Source organism: Nocardioides sp. NPDC006303, assembly GCF_040613175.1.
Taxonomy (GTDB): domain Bacteria; phylum Actinomycetota; class Actinomycetes; order Propionibacteriales; family Nocardioidaceae; genus Nocardioides.
Genome location: NZ_JBEXRR010000006.1, coordinates 81034 through 100127, shown reverse-complemented (window position 1 = coordinate 100127; position 19094 = coordinate 81034). Strand labels below are relative to the sequence as shown.

Genomic DNA, 19094 nt, shown 5'->3' with positions numbered 1-19094 from the left:
CAACCTGCGTTACGGACGCCGAAACGCTCGTTTCATAGGCTGCAGTGGTGACCATGACGCTCGCCGAGTTCAATGCCCTGCCCGCCGACGAGGCGGAGAGGGTCGTCGCACCCTGCGTCGCGATCCCTTCGTGGGCGGCCGGGCTGGTCGCGGGGCGGCCCTATACGGACATCCCGGACCTGCTCGCCGCCGCGAGGCGGCTGGCCGCGGCCTGGACGGACGAGGAGGTCGAGGCAGCTCTGGCCGACCACCCCCGGATCGGGGAGCGGCACTCCGGGGACGGGGAGAGCGCGGCACTCTCCGCCCGTGAGCAGGCCGGGGTCGACCCGGCCGACGCCGAGGTGCAGGCGCGGCTGAGGGCGGGGAACGCGGCCTACGAGGAGCGGTTCGGGCGGATCTACCTGGTGCGGGCTGCGGGACGCAGCGCCGAGGAGATGCTCGCGCTCCTCGAGGAGCGGCTGGAGAACGACCCGGCTACCGAAATCACGGTGACCAAGGGCCAGCTCGCCGAGATCGCGTTGCTCCGGCTGCGAGGCTTGCTGGCATGACAGGTTTTGGTATGACCACCGTCTCCACGCACGTCCTCGATGCCGCCCTCGGCCGGCCCGCCGCCGGGCTCGCGCTCTACCTCACTCTTCCCGACGACAGCGCGCGCACCGCGACCACCGACGCCGACGGGCGGGTCCGGTTCGACGGCGAGGTGCCGCCCGGGCCGCACATGCTGACCTTCGCGACCGGGCCGTGGTTCGCCGAGCAGGATCGCGAGACCTTCTTCCCCGAGGTGACCATCGGGTTCACCGTCACCGCCGGCGAGCACCACCATGTGGCCCTTCTGCTCAGCCCGTTCTCCTACACGACCTATCGAGGAAGCTGATGTCGATCACTCTTGGCCCCAACCAGCACGGCAAGGCGGAGGTACGCCTGGTCAAGGTCGACCGGGAGGGCGCGCGGCACACCATCCACGACCTGAACGTGTCCACCCAGCTCAGAGGCGACTTCGCGACTGCCTTCACCGAGGGTGACAACGTGCACGTGCACGCCACCGACACCCAGAAGAACGTGGTCTACGCGAAGGCCAAGGAGCTCGGCATCACCTCGCCGGAGGCGTTCCTGCTCGACCTCACCGCGTACTGGGCCGAGCAGCCGTGGGTGACCGGGTCGGTGATGAAGGCGGAGTCCTACTCCTGGGACCGCATCCCGGCGAACGAATTTTCGTTCGCCCGGCGCGGTCAGGAGACGCGTACGGCCGTGGTCAACAGCTATGGCGAACGAAAATTCGTTCTGTCGGGACTGACCGACCTAGTGGTGCTCAAGTCGACCGGGTCGGAGTTCCACGGCTTCCCGCGCGACCGCTACACCACCCTCGCCGAGACGACCGACCGGATCCTGGCGACCGAGGTCACCGCGTGGTGGCGGTGGGAGAGCCACCCGGAGGACTGGAACGACGCCTACGACCGGATCCGCGCGATCATGCTCGACACCTTCGCCGAGGTGCACTCGCTCGCCCTGCAGCAGACCATCTACGAGATGGGCAGGGCCGTGATGGAGGCCTTCGACGGGATCGCGGAGTTCAAGATCTCCTGTCCCAACAAGCACCACTTCCTCGTCGACCTCTCCCCCTTCGACCTCGGGAACCCGAACGAGGTCTTCTTCGCCGCCGACCGCCCCTACGGGCTCATCGAGGCGACCCTGCAGCGCGACGGATCGACCGAGCCGGACGCCTGGGCCTCAGTACCTGGGTTCGCGTGACCCGCATGACCGTGAGCACAGCTCGGGTGGACCAGCGGATCGACCGGCGGATCGCCGCGAACTACCAGAAGCTCTCGCCCCAGGAGCGCAAGGCGGCCGACACGCTGCTGGAGCATCTCGACGACCTGGCGACCTATCGCGCGGCCGAGCTGGCCTCGCTCGCGGAGGTGTCCAAGGCGACGATGAGCCGGCTCTTCCGGTCGCTGGGATTCGACGGCTTCGATGAGGTACGCGACCACCTGCGTGGACTGCGTACGGCCGGCGAGCCGCGACGGGTCGAGGGCGCTCCGGACCTGAGCGCCCACGCCGAGGGCGAGGCGGCCGCGATCGCGCGGGTCGTGGAACAGGCGGGCATCGCCGAGGCGATCGAGGCCATCGCCGGGGCGAGCGACGTGATGGTCGCGGGCTGGCGCAACTCCTACCCGGTCGCGCTCCATCTGCGCCAGCAGCTCACCCAGACCCGCGAGCGGGTCACGCTCGCGCCTGCTCCCGGCCAGGTCATCGGCGAGGAGCTGGCCGAGCTCGGCGAGGGATCGGTGGTGGTCGCGGTCGGGCTGCGGCGCCGGCCGCCGGGCTTCGGCGAGTTCGTCGACGCCGCCGCGGCCTCCGGGAGCACGGTGATCGTGATCGCCGACCCGACCGGAACGGTCCACCTCGGCCGTGCCGACATCGCGCTGGAGTGCCCGGTCCAGGGCGCTCTCGCCTTCGACTCCCTGGCCGCGCCGATGTCGCTGGCGAGCGTCCTCGCCGACGGCGTACTCCACGAGCGGGGACGGGCCGGACGCGACCGCGTCTCGACCATCAGTGCCACCTACGACCGGCTCCACGAGGTCGAGTGATGCCTGGGAGCAGAATGGCAGTAGGACATCGATCCGGGGGGATCTCATGAGCGACATCATGTGGTTGGAGCAGGCGATCGCACTCGCCGTGCGCAACGTCGACAACGGCGGTGGCCCGTTCGGGGCCATCATCCTGCGCGAGGGCATCCTGCTCGGCACCGGCCAGAACCGGGTCACGCGCGACCTGGATCCGAGCGCCCACGCCGAGGTCGTCGCGATCCGTGCCGCCTGCAAGGAGGCCGACAGCTTCTCGCTGGCCGGCTGCACGCTCTACACCTCGTGCGAACCCTGCCCGATGTGTCTGGCGACCGGGCTGTGGGCGCGTCTGGACCGCGTCGTCTACGCGGCCGACCGTGACGACGCGGCCAAGGGCGGGTTCGACGACCGCGCCTTCTACGACCTGTTCGGGACCGGCCGCGCCAACGAGCACCACGACTGGCCGACCAAGGTCGACGAGCTGCGGATCCCGCAGGCGTACGACCCGTTCGACGCCTGGCTCGCGAAGCAGGACCGCACCGACTACTGACCTGCCGAGGCGTCACCCCCGTCGGCCGAGGCGTCACGTACGTCGGCCGAGTTGGCATCAGATTGCCCACTCAGCCGACGGGAGTGACGCTTCGCGCGACGTACGTGACGCCTCGGCGCTACCGGGTCGTCATCCCCATCCGTTCCAGCGCGACCGACTCCAGGAGCTGGACGAGGTTGTAGAGCACCAGCGTGACCACGGTGATGATCGCGACGGCTGCCCACAGGTCGTCGAACCGGGCAGCGGCGGGGAACTTCTGGATGTTGCCGCCGATGCCCTTGCCGGTCGAGAGCCACTCGGCCAGCAGCGCGCCGGTCACGGCGCCGGGCACCGAGACCCGGGCGGCGGCGAAGATCGACGGGAGCGCTCCCGGCAGCGACACCTTCCGGATCGCGGTGAGCCGCGATCCGCCGTAGACGGCGACCAGGTCCAGCGACTGCGGCGAGGCCTGAGAGAGCCCGAACAGGACCGCGGCAAGCGCCGGGAACAGCACCACGATGATCCCGAGCACCACGACCGACGCGGTCGACGCGCGGCCGGTGATCAGCATGACCACCGGAGCGATCGCGACCAGCGGGATCGAGCGCAGCAGCAGCGCCAGCGGCATCACGCCGGCCTCGACCGTACGCGACAGGTTGAACAGCACCGCCGCCACCACCGCGAGCGCCATCCCGGCGAGGAAGCCGAGCGCGGCGTCCCTCAGGGTCACCCACGTCAGCGGGAACAGCTCCGCCCGGTGGGCAGCCGCGTCCGGCCCGGTGAAGAGATGGTCGAGGACGTCCAGCGGCCCCTTCGCGACGAACTCCGAGACGCTGGAGAACGACACGAAGGCCTGCCAGAGCACGACCACGATCGCCAGCGCGGCGACGGTGTGCAGCACCGGCCCCAGGACCGCCCGCGACAGACCCATGGCACCTGACCTCATCCCGACCTCCCAGCGACCCACGGCGTCACCAGACGCGAAACCAGCCCCAGCAGCAGGTAGCCGGCCAGGGCGACCAGGGCGCAGACCAGGAAGACGGCCCAGAGCCGCTCCGGGTCGGGCTTGCCCTGCAGCACGATCAGCGTGCGCCCGACGCCACGGTCCGTGGAGCCGAGGTACTCGCCGAGCACGGCACCGAGGATCGCGGTCGGCACCGCGATCTGCAGCGCGTTGAGGATCGCCGGCACGGCCGCGACGAGGCGTACCTTCACCAGCTGCGTCCACACCGACCCGCCGTAGACCCGCACCACGTCGAGCGAGGCGCGATCGGCCGACTTGAACCCCAGCACGGCCCCGACGACGGTCGTGAAGAAGACCATCAGCGCGGCCAGGAAGATCGACGTCTTGGACGGGTCACCGGGCTGCTCGGCGCCGCCGAGGACCACGATCGAGATGCCGCCCACGGCGACCACGGGCAGGCAGTACGTCGTCACCGCGATCTGCATGATCATCGGCTCCAGCCACGGCACCAGCAGCACCAGCGAGGCCAGCAGCAGGGCGATCAGGTTGCCCCAGAGGAACCCGATCGACGCCTCCATCAGCGTCTCCCGGAGCACGCCGTCCCAGAACGCCGACGGACCCGCGGCGGCCATCTCGGAGAGGACCGTCCATGGCGGCGGCACCGGCGTGAACCCGGTCCCGGGGTCGGGCGGGAACCCGGCCACGGCCACGACCGCCCACAGCACGAAGAGGGTGACCACGCCGATCAGACCGGCCACCCAGCCGGCCAGCTGTTGACTCGGTCGCATCAAACTCTGCTTGTTCAAGATTCCGCCTCGGCGCGCCCGTCGTCACCGAAGAGCAGCTCGGAAGCCCGGTCGGCCAATGCGTGGAACTCCGGCGTACGCATCATGTCCGGCGTACGCGGCCGGGGAAGGTCGACCTCGATGATCTCCTTGATCCGGCCCGGTCGCGGCGACATCACCGCGACCCGGTCGGAGAGGAAGATCGCCTCGTTCACGCCGTGAGTGACCAGCAGCGTGGTCGCCGGCTTCTCGGTCCAGATCCGCAGCAGCTCCAGGTTGAGGTTCTGCCGGGTCATGTCGTCCAGCGCACCGAACGGCTCATCGAGCAGGAGCACCGAAGGCTTGAGCGCGAGCGCCCGGGCGATCGAGACCCGCTGCCGCATCCCGCCGGAGAGCTGCGCGGGGCGGGCCTTCTCGAAGCCCTCCAGCCCTACGAGCTTGATCAGCTCGTGGATGTAGGACATGTCGGGACGCCGCCCGGCGACCTCGAAGACGAGCTTGATGTTGCCGACCACCGAGCGCCACGGCAGCAGTGCGTGGTCCTGGAACGCGATCCCCAGCTCGGAGTCACGCCGCAGCTCGGCGGGAGCCTTGCCGTCGACGTACGCCTCTCCGCTCGTCGGCGTCTCCAGGCCCGCGAGGATCCGCAGGATCGTCGACTTGCCGCAGCCGGAGGGCCCCAGCAGAGCCAGGAACGAGCCCTGGTCGGTGTGGAGCTCGGTGTCCTTGAGCGCGGTGACGGCCTTCGATCCGGAGCCGAAGACCTTGCTGATTCCGGAGATGTGGATGCCGGTGCCGCCACCGGTCTCCGCAGCGGGAGCACCGGCATCCATGAGCTTGTTCTCGGCCATGACTACTTCTGGTAGTCCTTGAGCTCGGGGTTCTCCTCGTAGATCTCGTCGATGATCGAGGTGTCGAACAGGTCCTCGACCGAGACCTCCCAGCCGGCGGCGGCGAGCGAGTCGACGGTCTGCTGCTGGAGCTCCTCGGAGATGGTGAAGAGGCCGTTCTTCTCGGTCTCCGGCGTCGAGATCAGCTTCTGCGACTCCTCGAGACCACGCTTGGTCTTGACCGGGTCGAGCTCACCGAAGCTGGCCTCGAGACCGTCGGAGTCGCTGGCCGCCTGGTTGTAGTGGGTCGTGACGACCTTGACCACCTCGTCGCTGGGGTTCTTGAAGGTCTCGGTCCAGCCCTTGATCTCGGCAGTCAGCAGCGCCTTGAGGAGGTCGCGGTTCTCGGCGAGGTACTGGTCGGTGACGGTGTAGGTCTCGGCGACGTACGGCACGCCGTTCTCGGCGTAGGGCAGGTTGGTGATCTCGTGGCCGGCCATCTCGACGGTGATGGCCTCGTTGGTCAGGTAGGCCATGAAGCCGTCGACCTGGCCCTTCATCAGCGGCGTCGGGTCGAACTCGACCGGGACGACCGTGATGTCGTCCTTCTTCTCCTCCAGGCCGTTGGCCGCGAGGATCGCCTTGAAGACGTTGACGTTGGAGTCCTGGACGCCGATCTTCTTGCCCTTGAGGTCGGCCGGCGTCGCGATGTTGCCGCCGTCCTTGAGCGAGAGGATGGTGAACGGGTTCTTCTGGAAGGTGGCGCCGATGATCTTCAGCGGCGCCTCCTGCTCGGCGATCGCGGAGCCGACCGAGGCCGCGTCGTTGATGGCGACCTGGACCTTGCCGGAGAGCAGCTTGGCCACGCCGGTGTCGGGGCCGGAGATGCCGTTGACCGCGTCGAAGCCGGCTTCCTCGTAGTAGCCCTTGTCCTCGGCGTAGAACTCGCCGGCGAACTCCTCGTTCTTGATCCAGGAGTACTGCATCGAGATGGTGCCGAAGCCCTCCTCGCTGCTGCCTTCTTCGGAGTCGGAGCCGCAGGCGGCCAGGGTGGTGGCGGCGACCAGGGCCAGGAGGGCCGCGGCGGCCCGACGGTGCAGATATCGGCGGTGTACAGACTTACGTCGCGAGGTCCGAGAGGCGGGGGTAGACATCGAAACGAGTTCCCTTCGAGGAGTGTCACGCATAGGTTTCGGGGACCGTAGCGAGCGGAGGTTTCAGGGGCTGGCACTGGCGTTTCGGCGTTGTAACGACCCTTTCAAGACGAAACTCTCGACCAGGGCGTACGGTCCCGAGACACGGCGTCCGCTGGACAAGGATGCCGTGGCTGTTGTCTAGTTACCCGACGCGCTCGGACGCGTCGCGTGTGCCGTCTGCCACACCGGGTTCGCCGTTATCGGTTCGTGATCAGCCCGAGACCGTTCGGTGACCAAACCGTCAGGTCGTACGACGCAGCAGCGGCGGGTGCAGATGCTCGGCGGAGCCCCGGCGGAAGAGCTGCGCCGGCCGGCCCCCGTCCCGGGTCGTCGTGGTGCCTGTGGGCTCGAGGAAGGCCTCGGTCTTGGTGACCTTGCGATGGAAGTTGCGGGGGTCGAGGCGCTCGCCCCAGACGATCTCGTAGACCCGGCGCAGCTCCGCGACGGTGAACTCCTCGGCGCAGAACGCCGCGCCCAGCGGCGAGTACTCCAGCTTGGAGCGGGCGCGCTCGACGCCGTCACGCAGGATCGCGGCGTGGTCGAAGGCGAGGCCGCCGCCGGCCAGGAGCGAGTCGACCGGCCACCACTGCGCGTCCGCCGCGTCCGAACCCGCCGCGGGCACCGGCAGGTCGGGCGCCAGGGCGAGGTAGGCCACGGTCACGACCCGCGTCCGCGGGTCCCGCCCCGGAGAGCCGTACGTCGCCAGCTGCTCGACATGCACGCTGCCCGGCCGCATGCCGGTCTCCTCCGCGAGCTCGCGCGCCGCCGCCTCCTCGAGGCCCTCGTCGTCGAGGACGAACCCGCCCGGCAGCGCCCAGTCGCCCTCGAACGGCTCGATGCCACGGCGTACGACCAGGGCGCAGAGCGCGTCGTCACGAACGGTGAGCACGACGAGATCGACGCTCACGGCGAACTTGGGGCACTCCACGTGGCAGACCCTAGATGATCGAGCGGTGCACCCGGGCGTGCCAGGCGCCGAGGATGGTGGCGAGCCCGATCAGGATGCCGGCGAGCAGCAGGCCGCCGCCGGTGTGCCACAGCAGCATCCCGGCGCCGGCGGAGGCGCCGAGCAGGATCAGCAGGATGGTGATCACGCGCCGCGCGGTGCCGCCGCCACGGAAGGACGCCTTGCCGGAGCCGATCGGTGAGTCGGCCGCGAGGCCGGTGATCGTGCTGGTGACGACGACGGTGGTCACGTCCTTGACCGCGATGTGGCGAGCGGCCGCCGCCTGGGTCCCCATGGCGGCCGCGGCGAGCGTGGTGGTCGTGATCATCACCGCGCTCGAGGGCTCGTCCCCGGTGACGAAGAGCAGCCCGGCCAGCGCCAGCATCACCACTGCGACCAGCGAGAACAGCATGGTCGTACGCGCGCTCCAGGCCTGCTTGTCGGCCTTCAGCACCCGCCCGCCCAGCGCGGCGCCGGCCATGAACCCGACCAGCGCCAGCGCCGGCCCGATGACCGGCAGGCCGGTGTCGCCGACCAGCGCCATGCCGAGGATGACCACGTTGCCGGTCATGTTGCCGGTGAACACCTTGTCCAGACCGAGGTAGCCGACAGCGTCGTTGATGCCTGTGGTGAAGGTGAGCACGAGCATCAGCCACAGATGCATGCGGTCGGCGGGGATGGTCTTCAGCAGCGAGTTCACCCGCGCATTGTGCCGGACCCCCGATCAGCCCTCGGCAATCGCTCCCGCGGCCGCGGCGAGATCGGCCACACCGGCGGCGAGCTCGTCCGGCCGGTCGGTGGCCAGGTCCAGGTGGAAGCCGAACAGCGACGAGTCGACGAGCGTGACGATCCGGCCGGCACGCTCGGGCGGCGCGCCACAGGCGGTGATGTAGTCGCGCAGCGCGGCGTACCACAGCTCGTTGGTCTCCCGGACGACCGAGCGATAGGGCTCCATCCCGATCAGCCCGGTCGCGGCCGCCTGGAGGTAGATCTGCAGACAGCTGTGCAGCGGCTCGGTGCGGTAGGCCCGCCACAGGGCACCCACCCCGGCACGTACGTCATCGGCCGGCTCCAGCGCCGCGACCGCCGCGACCGAGAGCTCGTTGGTGCGTGCCACCACCGCGGCGACGAGCTCGTCGCGACCGCCGAAGTGGTAGATCAGCATCCGGTCGCTGGTGCCGATCGCCGCCGCCAGCGGACGCAGGGTCAGCCCGATCAGCCCGTGCTCGAGCACGTGGTCGACCACCTGCCCGAGGAGCTCCTCCTTGCGGTCCATGAAAAGCATTATGCCCAACATGTAGCGACTGCTACATTTGGCATGATGTAGCAGTCGCTACATGCGCCCCAGGAGGACCCGAAGATGTACGCCGCCATTCTGCTCGTCGCCGCCATCGCGATCGAGGTCGTCAGCACCGCGCTGCTCCCCCGCACCGAGGGCTTCCGCAACCTCGGCTGGTCGGTCGCCGTCCTGGCCGGCTACGGCGCCTCGATCTGGCTGCTCTCGGTGGTCGTGGAGCGGATGCCGGTCTCGGTGGCGTACGCCATCTGGTCAGGCCTCGGCACCGCACTGGTCGCCGGCATCGGCGTGATGTTCCTCGGTGAGCACCTCACCGCCGCCAAGGCCGGCTTCTTGGCGATGATCGTCGTCGGCGTGGTCGGGCTCAACCTCTCCGGCGCCCACTGAGCCAGTGTCCGAGCGCTTCGGCTCGGCGCTCACCGAAAACGAGAGTGGCCAGGAAGCGGTCCTTTCGCAGTTCGTCCAGGACCCACGGCGGGGTCAGTCGCATCGTCGGGTAGCAGAGCTCTTTGATGAACCAACAGAACGAAACGCCGATCGCAGCACTCATGGTGAATCCAACGGGATCATTGAGCGGAGTTCCCTCCTCGGCGAAGAGAACGAGCACCAAACCACCTATCGCCAAAGAGCCAGAAAGAGCGGTGAACGGGTACCAAACATAGACACCGCCACGATGTGTCAGCACCTCTCGAAGCCCCGCCCGCCTGGTGATCCATCCAGGCCCGTGCCAGAACTTCCAGAGCGAGACTCCGCTGATCAGCGGCGCGGCAGCTATTGCGACCAGGAACAGCGCATCCTCCGTGGAAACTGTGTTCACAGAGCGGCAGCCGCCGCTCGGCCAGCCGTACGTCCTGAGAACAGGCAGCCGCCGAGGAACGTGCCCTCGAGCGCGTTGTAGCCCATCATCCCGCCGCCGCCGAAGCCCGCGACCTCGCCGGCCGCGTAGAGCCCCGGAAGCGGGGTGCCGGCGGCGGTCAGGCAACGGCCGGACAGGTCCGTCTCGAGCCCGCCGAGGGTCTTGCGGGAGAGGATGTGCAGCTTGACCGCGATCAGCGGGCCGGCCTCGGGGTCGAGGATCCGGTGGGGCTTGGCGGTGCGCTGCAGCTTGTCGCCGCGGTAGTGGCGGGCGGCGTACAGCGCGGTGATCTGGGCGTCCTTGGTGAAGTTGTTGGCGATCTCGCGGTCGCGGGCCTCGAGGATCCGGCGCAGCTCGCTCTCGTTGATCTGGGGGCCGGTCGGGTCCTTCTCGGCGAGGCCGTTCATGCCGTGGACCAGCGCGGTGAGGTTCTCGGCGACCACGAAGTCCTCGCCGTGCTCCATGAAGCTCTTCACCGGGCCGGGACCCTTGCGCGCCCGCTCGGCGAGCAGCTTGATGTCCTTGCCGGTCAGGTCAGGGTTCTGCTCCGAGCCGGAGAGCGCGAACTCCTTCTTGATGATCTTCTCGGTCAGCACGAACCAGGAGTAGTCATAGCCGGTCTGGCGCAGGTGCTTGAGCGTGCCGAGGGTGTCGAACCCGGGGAAGAACGGCGCCGGGAGCCGCTTGCCGGTCGCGTCCAGCCACAGCGAGGAGGGGCCGGGCAGGATCCGGATGCCGTGGTTGGCCCAGATCGAGTCCCAGTTGCGGATGCCCTCGACGTAGTGCCACATCCGGTCGTCGTTGATGATCTTGGCGCCGGTCGCTCCGGTGATGGCGAGCATCCGGCCGTCCACGTGCGCCGGGACGCCGGAGACCATCGACTTCGGCGGAGTGCCGAGGCGGGCGGGCCAGTGCTTGCGGACGAGGTCGTGGTCACCGCCGATGCCGCCGGAGGTGACGATCACGGCCTGGCCGCTGAGCTCGAAGTCCTCGACCTCCGTGCGCGAGGAAGCGTGCCCACGCTCGATGTCGCTGGGTTCGAGCACCTTGCCGCGTACGCCGACGACCGCCCCGTCCTCGACCACGAGATGGTCCACGCGGTGCCGGAAGGCGAAGGTGATCCGGCCGGTGTCGGCGTGAGCGCGAACCCGCCGCTCGAACGGCTCGACCACGCCCGGCCCGGTCCCCCAGGTGATGTGGAAGCGCGGCACGGAGTTGCCGTGACCGTCGGCGCGGCCGTCGCCACGCTCGGCCCAGCCGACGACCGGGAAGATCCGGTGGCCCATCTGGCGCAGCCAGGACCGCTTCTCGCCCGCCGCGAAATCGAGGTACGCCTCGGCCCAGCGTCGCGGCCACAGGTCCTCGTCACGGTCGAACTGTGCGGATCCCATCCAGTCCTGGAGCGCCAGCTCGGGTGAGTCCTTGATCCCCATCCGGCGCTGCTCGGGGCTGTCGACGAGGAAGAGCCCGCCGAGGCTCCAGAAGGCCTGACCGCCCAGCGACTGCTCCGGCTCCTGGTCGACCAGGAGAACGCTCTTTCCCGCGTCGGCGACCTCGGCCGCTGCTGCCAGGCCGGCGAGGCCGGCTCCTACCACGATCACGTCGGCGTGCTTCGTCATGTCGGCAGATCCTGCCACCATATCTACCCGCGAGTACATGGAACCTGTCGCCCGACCGTTCCGTCAGGTGGACAGTTGTCGGACTCGCGCCCCGAAGCGATCGCCGATCGGTGTCCGAGCGGATAGATTTTTTGATCGTGATCGACCCCAAGGTGATGGCCAAGAGGCAGCAGAAGTGGGTCCAACGCGGCATCGACCGCACCGAGACCTGGCTGGGCCGTAGTGGCAGCAGACTCGGTCCGCTGATCCCGCACATCGCCACCGCCGGGGTGCTCACCGGGGACGAGGACCACGGCTGGATCCCTCAGGGCCTGGCCTACTCCCCCGAGGCCGAGCTCCTCCTGCAGGGCTACTACGGCGACAAGCTCGGCTCCGCGCTGGCTCTGGTCGACAAGCCATCGGGCGAGCTCATCAACGCCGTCTACCTGGGCGGGCCGAAGGGCAGCGTCAGCGGCCCGGTCAACGCCGGGGGCGTCGCGGTCATCGGAGACGAGGTCTACGTGTGCCGCGAGGGCAACCCGCCCCGCCTCTACCGCTACTCACTGACCCAGATCGTCCACGCCGAACCGCTCTCGACCGTCTCGACCGTCTCCCCCCTGGTCGCGCTCGCCGCCGGCTCCTACCTCGCCGCCGCGAAGGACCTGCTCTACGTCGGGTCGCACGCGAACAACCGCCTCTACAAGTACATCCGCAAGGACGACACCTGGCAGATCAAGACCCCGATCGGCGTACGCACCCCCGTCGGCACCCAGGGCGTCGTGGTCCGGGAGGAGGAGTACGTCTTCAGCGTCAACCGCGGCCCGGCCAAACGCAGCCAGCTGATCGTGCAGGACCGGGTCACGATCCGGCCCCGCGCTCTGCAGTGGCTCCCGAACCTGGCCGAGGGTATCGCCGAGGTCGGGGACGAGTTCTTCGTGACCTACCAGTCGGGCGCCAGGCCCTACTCCCGCGGCTCCTCCCGGGGCCAGACCTGGCCCTCGGCCCACATGACCTGCACTCCCCTGGCCAAGCTCGGCCTGGAGCCGCGGAAGTCGGCAGACTCCCTCTGATCAGGCCGGCCAGTCGGTGATGTCGGCGTACTCGTCGCCGTGCCGCTTCAGCCACCTCGCGACGTACGGGCAATGCGGGATGATCCGCTTCCCCTTCGCCTTCACATCCGCCAGCGCGAACGCCACCAGCTTCGAGGCGAGCCCCTGCCCGTTGTAGGCCTCCTTGACCTCCGTGTGCAGGAAGTCCACATGCTCGTCGTCGGGCAGCCGGTAAACCGCCAACCCCGCGACGGTCTCGCCGTCACGGATCTCGTAGCGATGCCTGGCCGGGTTGTCTACGTACTCGATCTCGCTCACGCCCCCATTCTCACCTACCCGCTGAGGGCGTACGCGGGGTCTCACTGTCGCTTGCGTGCTGTGTCTCGTGGGACTGTTTGGCGCAGCAGATTCAGTTGCGTACGGGCTTGGGATCAGTGGCCGGCTGCGCGCCCGGCGGCTCACGCCTCGTCGGCGCCTACGTCAGTGGGCGCAACCTTGTGAACCGTTCACAAGTGAGCCGTGGCTTCGACAGGGTCGGGTTCGGTGCGGCCGGGTCACGAGTTCCCCCCCTGGTCCGGAGAGTTCCCCACGTATGCGGAGCTTCCCCACCGTCCGGAGCGTGGGGAACCTTCACCACAGTGGGGAGATGTCCCCGCCAGCAGGGAAGCGGCGAGCGCGGAGTCGAGAGGGTCCCAGCGCAGCCGGTTAGGGGCGGCGGGTGAACCGGATGGTGCCATCCGGTAGTCGCTCATGTGTGTAGGCAGGGTTGTGCGCGAGACGGTGATGATGCGGGCACAACAGGGCGCCGTCCTTGAGGTTGGTCTTTCCGCCTGCGGCCCAAGGGTCTAGATGGTGGGCGTCGCACCATTCGGGTGGCATGTCGCAGCCTTCGGCTTGGCAGCATTTCTGCTGGAGTCGCATGGCCTTGCGTTGGATGGGCTGGAAGAACCGACTGCCCCGACCGGCATCGAGAACCTCACCGTCGCCGCCCAACACCCAGGGGATGATGGTCGCGTTGCAGGCCATCCGCCGGGCCTCGGCCGCGGAGATGGTGGTGCCGTTGGTCTCGTCATAGCCCAGGGTCGCGATGCCGAGGTCCTTGCGGAGCTCGTCGAGACTGATCACCACGTTGACCGTAGTCGCGTCGCCGCCATGGCGAGGCAACGCCGCCGGGTCGACGGTCTCGAGCAGCCGGGCGAAGCCTTGGCCCATCAACCGCTCCCACGGAGGCAGCGGCGCACCCTTGCCGACCAGCTGCTGCTTGCGGGGCTGGGCATAGGCCTCCACCAGCCGTTTGAACCGCATCCCGATCGAGACCGGCAACACACCCTCGAACCCGATGGTGCCATCGTGGTTGTCCCACACCCGCAACGCGGTCTTCTGGTGAGCGCGTTCCTCCTCAGCAAGGAGTGCCTTGGCTTCGGCGTCCTCGAACCGGGCCGGGTCGACCTCGGCCAAGATCCGTTTGCCGACGACGCGGAGCTCGTTCACGGTCAACCGGGTGGCGTAGTCGACCAGCAGCTTCTCGGCGAGCACCAGGTCTTCAGCACTCGCGATCGGGTTGGTGTCGATCTTGTCGAGCGCCTTGGTGATCACCCTCGCCTTGTCCAGGGACACGACACCATCTGCGAGACCAGCAGCCACGAGGACGTACTTCGCCATCCCTGCTGCGAGTTTGATCTGCGAGCGGGCCATGGCCTTGTCGACCAACAGCTCGGCGCGCATCCACCCGGACGCATCCTTGGCGCCGGTCTCTTCGGCGATATCTCCGGCAGACGCGAGCACTCGGAGTTTCAATGCGGCCTGCTGGGCCTGGAGCTTCTCAAACCGCTCGAGGAGGTCCTTCTTCTGCTCGGCGCGCCAGTAGGCGGGATCGGTGGCCAGCAGGTCTTGGAGGGCGGTCTCGATGGCCTTCAAGGCAGCGTCGATCGCGTCGCCGGGGTTGGTGCCCCAGTGGTCGATGTCGCGGCCGAGACTCATCGCCATCCTCCCCTTTAGAGGCGTGCTGTGATGGGTCTGATTTTACCCTCCCGACGCGCGCTTGACCACCTATTTCCCCTGGTCAGCGAGCACTTTCGCGGTGAGCGAACGGCCTGGAATCTGTGGATGGTAAGTGGCCCGAAGGGCCACCCTTTCACCCCACCAACATCACCCGTCCCAAACAAGAATCCGCTGCGCCACACCCGGGCCGCCGCCCCGATAGCCAGCCAAATCTTTCTCGACGGGCGCCGGTGTCAAGGACCGCGAAGCGGCCGGCGAAGCCGGCGGCCGAAGGCCGTCCTTGACTCCGGGGACCGTCGAGAAGACCCTCAAGAACGGGTCGGCGGCCCACCCCAACCCCGAAGAAGATCAGCCGACAAAGATGCAGAAAATATGCCCGTCAGGATCGGCATAAGCACGCAACGGCTCATCACGATCCTCAGACCGATCGAGACGCAGCGAAGCCCCCAACCCGAGCACACGAACATGCTCAGCATCGAGCTCCGAGACAGACCCGACGACCGTGTCGAGATGCATGTGCTTGACCGCCCCAGGAGCAGGCCAGTCGGATGGCGCCATCTCGGACTCGTCGACCCGGTTGAACGCAAGAGCCCGACGCCCGTCGGGCCAGGTGAGCACCAGCCAGTCGTCGTCCCCAGGCTCCTCGTCGCCCGGCCGGTAGACGAGGCCGAGGAGCTGGCGGTAGAACTCGGCGAGGCGGCGTACGTCGGTGGTGTCGAGGACGGTGTGGAGGAGCTCAGCCACGCGGGACGCCCCGGACCGGGCCGAGCCAGCGGGGCGTGGCGCTCCGGTAGGAGTCGTACGCGTCGCCGAAGCTCCACGACAGGGCGCGCTCCTCGGCGGGGATCTGGGTGCGGTCGATGACGGCGACGAAGGCCGCGACAGGGACGAGCGGAAGCCAGCCACCGCGGAGGACGGCGTGGGCGGTGAGGAGACCTGCCATGCCGACGTACATCGGGTTGCGGGTGTAGCGGAACGGCCCGTCGGTGACGACCGCGGTCGCGCCCTCGGGCTCGAGCGGGTTGAACGTGGTGTCCTTGTGCTTGAACGCACGGGCGGCTCCGCCCGCGACACAGACCGAGCCGGCCGCGAGGAGACCGGCCGCGACGGACCGCACGACCGTCGGTCGGCGGCCCCGAGCGAGCAGATGCTGGGCGACCAGGCCCGCGGCGACGTAGACGGGCGGCGGCACCTTCGGCATGCCTTCACCGTAGTGCCGCCCAGGGACACGCACCCCCTCTTTCTTGGGTAAAGAGAAGCTCAGTGCAAGAGCGCGCGGACCAGCCGCTCCGCGACGTCCGGAGCGGGCTCGGTGCGCTCGAGGGAGTAGAGCACGAAGCCACCGACCAGGGCGCGTACGAACTCCTTGACCGGCAGGTCGGCGGGCAGCTGGCCGGCCTCGACGGCCGCCTCGATCCGGGTGGAGACGGTGGCGGTGATGCCGAGCGCGTCGTTGAGGCGGGTGCCGATGTCGGGGTTCTCGCAGGCAGCCGCGACGAGCGAGCGGACGAGGCCGTCGTTGCCGGGCTGGGCGACGAGGTCGATGAGGCTCTGCATCCAGGCGATCAGGTCGGCGCGGATGTCCCCGGTGTCCGGTACGACCGGGTGGTCCGGCAGCAGCAGGTCCTCGATCAGGGCGTCGGCGACGACCGCGCTCTTCGAGGGCCACCAGCGGTAGATCGTCTGCTTGGAGACACCGGCCTCGGCCGCGATTCCCTCGATGGTGAGGTGGTCGTAGCCCTGGGTGGCGAAGAGCCGCCCGGTCGCGTCGAGGACCGCCATGCGAGCCTCCTCGCTGCGTACGGCACCCCTTCGGCGCACTCCTGCTGACGCTGGCATGAACGGCATCCTAAGAGCCCGTGGCATCTCCTGGCCACGGCACAGGTGTGACACATCACTCGCTCAGCAACCCTTGTCCGTCGGCGTACAGGTGATTAACTGGACGCACCGTTGCGTATTACCGGAGGGATGCCGTCATGGCGGAGCTGTTGTACCGATTGGGCAAGTCGGCCGCGCGCCGCGCCTGGCTTGTGATCCTTGCCTGGGTGCTGGCGCTGTCCGGCGCCGCCGGGGCGTACGTCGCCTGGTCCGGCGAGCTCACCACCAGCTTCGACATCCCGGGGCTGCCCTCGTCCGAGGTGGTCGACGAGCTCCAGGAGGGGCTGCCCGACCTGGCCGGCGGCTCCGGCACGATCGCCTTCCAGACCGAGGACGGCACCCCGCTCAGCGCGACCCAGAAGCAGGAGATCCGGGCGTTGATCACCAGCGCCGAGGACCTCCCCGACGTCGCCGCGGTCACCGACCCGTTCCAGACCGAGGCCCAGCGCAAGGCGCAGGCCGAGAAGGTCACCGAGGGCCAGGCCAGGCTGGAGGCCGGCCGGACCCAGCTCGACACCGCCCAGGCCAGGCTCGACAAGGCGCAGGCCGACATCGACAAGGCCCGCGCCCAGCTGCAGGCCGCCGGGATGCCGACCACCCAGATCGACGCCCAGCAGGCCGCCCTCGACAAGCAGCAGTCCAAGCTCGACGACAGCGCCGCCGACCTCGAGGCCAACACCGCCAAGGCCGAGAACGGCGCCGAGCTGCTCGAGCTCTCCGAGGAGATCCGGATGGTCTCCGCGGACGGTTCGGCCGCCCTGGTCAACGTCGCCTACTCCGTCGGTCGTCTGGAGATGTCCGAGGAGACCAAGAAGGCCACGGTCGACCACTTCACCGACAACCCGATCGACGGCGTCGAGATCGGCGTCTCCTCCGACATCTCCCAGGAGGCGCCCAACCCGATGGGTCCCGGTGAGATCGTCGGCGTCGGCGTCGCCGCGATCGTCCTCCTGGTCATGCTCGGCACGATCATCGGCGCCGGCGTCCCGCTGGTCACCGCGCTGACCGGAGTCGGCATCGGCGCGCTCGGCGCGCTCTCCCTCTCCGGCGTCGTGCAGATGGCCTCGATGACCCCGATCCTGGGCCTGATGCTCGGCCTGGCCGTCGGCATCGACTACTCGCTCTTCATCCTCAACCGGCATCGCAAACAGCTGCTCCACGGCGCCGACGTGAGGGAGTCGATCGCGCTCGCCAACGGCACCGCCGGCACGGCGGTCGTCTTCGCCGGCTCCACCGTGATCGTCGCGCTGGTCGCCCTCAACATGACCGGGATCCCGTTCCTCGGCCTGATGGGCTCGGTCGGCGCGGCCTGCGTCGCCATCGCCGTCCTGGTCGCGATCACCCTGACCCCGGCCATCCTCGGCCTCGTCGGTGGCCGCATCGTCTCCAAGCGCGCCCGGAAGAAGGTCGCCAAGCAGGACGCGGCCGAGGCCCACGCCAAGCCGATGCCCACCTGGCGCGCGCTGGTCACGGTCGTCGCCTCGGTGGTCGCCCTGCTCGCCCTCGCGGTCCCCGCCCTCGACATGCGCCTCGGCCTGCCCGACGGTGGCTCGGAGCCCGAGGGCTCGCTGGCCAAGACCGCCTACACGATCACCGAGGACAGCTTCGGCGCCGGCGCCAACGGCCCGCTGCTGGTCGCCGCCGAGCTGCCCGACGGCCTCAACGAGGCCGGCATCCAGCGATCGCAGCTGACGGTCGCCAAGGCGCTGGCAGACCTCGATGACGTACGCGCCGTGGCTCCGGCCGCGGTCTCCGAGGACGGTCGCACGGCGGCCTTCCAGGTCGTCCCCGAGGAAGGCCCCAACAGCGTCTCGACCAACGAGCTGGTCAACGCGATCCGGGAGATGCCGGCGGTCAACGGCGACATCACGCTCGGCGTCGCCGGCGCCACCGCGGTCGCGATCGACGTGTCGCAGGGGCTCAACGACGTACTCCTCCCCTACCTCGCCGTCGTCGTGGGCCTCTCGCTGCTGATCCTGATCCTGGTCTTCCGCTCGATCCTGGTCCCGCTCATCGCGACCGGCGGCTTCGTGCTCTCGCTGCTGGCGACGTACGGCGTCGTGGTCGCGGTCTTCCAGAAGGGCATCGGCGCGGAGTGGATCGGCCTGGACAGCACAGGCCCCATCCTGAGCTTCCTGCCGATCCTGCTGGTCGGGATCCTCTTCGGCCTGGCGATGGACTACCAGCTGTTCCTGGCCTCCGGCATGCGTGAGGCGTACGTCCACGGCGCCCCGGCCCGCATCGCCGTCGCCCAGGGCTTCCGTGCCGGGCGTTCGGTCGTGATCGCGGCCGGCCTGATCATGGTCTCCGTCTTCGGCGGGTTCATCTTCGCCGAGTCGGTGATGATCCGCTCGATGGGCTTCGGGCTCGCGCTCGGGGTGCTGCTGGACGCGTTCATCGTCCGGATGCTGTTGATGCCCGCGCTGATGCACCTGCTCGGCCGCTCCGCCTGGTGGCTGCCGAAGTGGCTCGACCGCATCCTGCCGAACGTGGACGTCGAGGGTGCCGGGCTCGAGCGCGCCCACGGCGCCACCGCCGTCGGCGAGGCCACGGTCAAGCGGGAGACGATCTCGGTCTGAGGAGGACCGTCGGTGGCGGCCG

Annotated in this window: 21 protein-coding genes; 8 read left to right on the top strand and 13 right to left on the bottom strand. The window is 69.0% G+C overall.

Features of this window, described 5'->3' with window-relative positions; all coding sequences use genetic code 11:
• Nucleotides 1–53: 53 nt before the first annotated feature.
• From uraD to ABZY89_RS07125, 5 genes are read left to right on the top strand one after another with little or no spacing between them, the layout of a single operon-like run.
• Nucleotides 54–548, top strand: a complete 495-nt coding sequence (uraD, locus tag ABZY89_RS07145; RefSeq protein ID WP_355226024.1) for a 2-oxo-4-hydroxy-4-carboxy-5-ureidoimidazoline decarboxylase — start codon at nucleotides 54–56, stop codon at nucleotides 546–548.
• Nucleotides 549–559: 11 nt separating this feature from the next.
• A complete protein-coding gene (uraH, locus tag ABZY89_RS07140; RefSeq protein WP_355225851.1) occupies nucleotides 560–874 on the top strand; it encodes a hydroxyisourate hydrolase in 315 nt (104 codons plus the stop codon).
• Nucleotides 874–1749 carry a factor-independent urate hydroxylase gene (gene pucL / locus ABZY89_RS07135; protein WP_355225849.1) on the top strand — a complete coding sequence of 292 codons (876 nt, stop codon included), beginning with the start codon at nucleotides 874–876 and terminating at the stop codon, nucleotides 1747–1749. The genes uraH and pucL overlap by 1 nt, the downstream gene beginning before the upstream one ends.
• 5 nt (nucleotides 1750–1754) lie before the next feature.
• Nucleotides 1755–2588 (top strand): MurR/RpiR family transcriptional regulator, encoded by an 834-nt coding sequence (locus ABZY89_RS07130; protein ID WP_355225847.1) that lies wholly within the window; start codon nucleotides 1755–1757, stop codon nucleotides 2586–2588.
• Between the two features lie 46 nt (nucleotides 2589–2634).
• On the top strand, nucleotides 2635–3114 hold the full coding sequence (locus ABZY89_RS07125) for a nucleoside deaminase (RefSeq protein ID WP_355225845.1): 480 nt from the start codon (nucleotides 2635–2637) through the stop codon (nucleotides 3112–3114).
• A 118-nt stretch (nucleotides 3115–3232) separates the two neighbouring features.
• Here the strand turns inward: ABZY89_RS07125 and ABZY89_RS07120 are convergent, their stop codons facing one another.
• From ABZY89_RS07120 to ABZY89_RS07090, 7 genes are all read right to left on the bottom strand, one after another.
• A complete protein-coding gene (locus tag ABZY89_RS07120; protein WP_355225843.1) occupies nucleotides 3233–4024 on the bottom strand; it encodes an ABC transporter permease subunit in 792 nt (263 codons plus the stop codon).
• Between the two features lie 11 nt (nucleotides 4025–4035).
• A complete protein-coding gene (locus ABZY89_RS07115) occupies nucleotides 4036–4845 on the bottom strand; it encodes an ABC transporter permease subunit (RefSeq protein ID WP_355225841.1) in 810 nt (269 codons plus the stop codon).
• 14 nt (nucleotides 4846–4859) lie between these two features.
• Nucleotides 4860–5693: an ABC transporter ATP-binding protein gene (locus ABZY89_RS07110; protein ID WP_350720500.1), complete on the bottom strand. Its 834-nt coding sequence runs from the start codon at nucleotides 5691–5693 to the stop codon at nucleotides 4860–4862.
• 2 nt (nucleotides 5694–5695) lie between these two features.
• Nucleotides 5696–6826 (bottom strand): ABC transporter substrate-binding protein, encoded by a 1131-nt coding sequence (locus ABZY89_RS07105; RefSeq protein WP_355225839.1) that lies wholly within the window; start codon nucleotides 6824–6826, stop codon nucleotides 5696–5698.
• Nucleotides 6827–7109: 283 nt separating this feature from the next.
• Nucleotides 7110–7796, bottom strand: a complete 687-nt coding sequence (locus tag ABZY89_RS07100; RefSeq protein ID WP_355225837.1) for an NUDIX domain-containing protein — start codon at nucleotides 7794–7796, stop codon at nucleotides 7110–7112.
• 10 nt (nucleotides 7797–7806) lie between these two features.
• A complete protein-coding gene (locus ABZY89_RS07095) occupies nucleotides 7807–8514 on the bottom strand; it encodes a YoaK family protein (protein WP_355225835.1) in 708 nt (235 codons plus the stop codon).
• A 24-nt stretch (nucleotides 8515–8538) separates the two neighbouring features.
• Entirely contained in the window at nucleotides 8539–9090 is a 552-nt protein-coding gene (locus ABZY89_RS07090) for a TetR/AcrR family transcriptional regulator (RefSeq protein ID WP_355225833.1), read from the bottom strand.
• Between the two features lie 84 nt (nucleotides 9091–9174).
• On the opposite strand from ABZY89_RS07090, the gene ABZY89_RS07085 reads away from it, so the two are divergent.
• Nucleotides 9175–9498, top strand: coding sequence for a multidrug efflux SMR transporter (locus ABZY89_RS07085; RefSeq protein ID WP_160024812.1), 324 nt, complete (start codon nucleotides 9175–9177; stop codon nucleotides 9496–9498).
• Between the two features lie 426 nt (nucleotides 9499–9924).
• On the opposite strand, the gene ABZY89_RS07080 is transcribed toward ABZY89_RS07085, so the two are convergent.
• The gene (locus tag ABZY89_RS07080) at nucleotides 9925–11586 is read right to left on the bottom strand and encodes an FAD-binding dehydrogenase (protein WP_355225831.1); all 1662 of its coding nucleotides are present in this window, start codon (nucleotides 11584–11586) and stop codon (nucleotides 9925–9927) included.
• A 137-nt stretch (nucleotides 11587–11723) separates the two neighbouring features.
• Between ABZY89_RS07080 and ABZY89_RS07075 the strand changes: the two genes are divergently transcribed.
• A complete protein-coding gene (locus tag ABZY89_RS07075; protein ID WP_355225829.1) occupies nucleotides 11724–12635 on the top strand; it encodes a hypothetical protein in 912 nt (303 codons plus the stop codon).
• Here ABZY89_RS07075 and ABZY89_RS07070 read toward each other — a convergent pair whose 3' ends face one another.
• From ABZY89_RS07070 to ABZY89_RS07050, 5 genes are all read right to left on the bottom strand, one after another.
• The gene (locus ABZY89_RS07070; RefSeq protein ID WP_355225827.1) at nucleotides 12636–12932 is read right to left on the bottom strand and encodes a GNAT family N-acetyltransferase; all 297 of its coding nucleotides are present in this window, start codon (nucleotides 12930–12932) and stop codon (nucleotides 12636–12638) included.
• Nucleotides 12933–13319: 387 nt separating this feature from the next.
• A complete protein-coding gene (locus ABZY89_RS07065; RefSeq protein ID WP_355225825.1) occupies nucleotides 13320–14594 on the bottom strand; it encodes a DUF222 domain-containing protein in 1275 nt (424 codons plus the stop codon).
• Nucleotides 14595–14963: 369 nt separating this feature from the next.
• Nucleotides 14964–15359 carry a VOC family protein gene (locus ABZY89_RS07060; protein ID WP_355225823.1) on the bottom strand — a complete coding sequence of 132 codons (396 nt, stop codon included), beginning with the start codon at nucleotides 15357–15359 and terminating at the stop codon, nucleotides 14964–14966.
• Nucleotides 15352–15816, bottom strand: a complete 465-nt coding sequence (locus ABZY89_RS07055) for an isoprenylcysteine carboxylmethyltransferase family protein (RefSeq protein ID WP_355225821.1) — start codon at nucleotides 15814–15816, stop codon at nucleotides 15352–15354. The genes ABZY89_RS07060 and ABZY89_RS07055 overlap by 8 nt, the downstream gene beginning before the upstream one ends.
• A 59-nt stretch (nucleotides 15817–15875) precedes the next feature.
• Nucleotides 15876–16454, bottom strand: a complete 579-nt coding sequence (locus ABZY89_RS07050) for a TetR/AcrR family transcriptional regulator (RefSeq protein ID WP_355225819.1) — start codon at nucleotides 16452–16454, stop codon at nucleotides 15876–15878.
• Between the two features lie 137 nt (nucleotides 16455–16591).
• On the opposite strand from ABZY89_RS07050, the gene ABZY89_RS07045 reads away from it, so the two are divergent.
• Nucleotides 16592–19072 carry an MMPL family transporter gene (locus ABZY89_RS07045; RefSeq protein ID WP_355225818.1) on the top strand — a complete coding sequence of 827 codons (2481 nt, stop codon included), beginning with the start codon at nucleotides 16592–16594 and terminating at the stop codon, nucleotides 19070–19072.
• The last annotated feature ends 22 nt before the right edge of the window (nucleotides 19073–19094 follow it).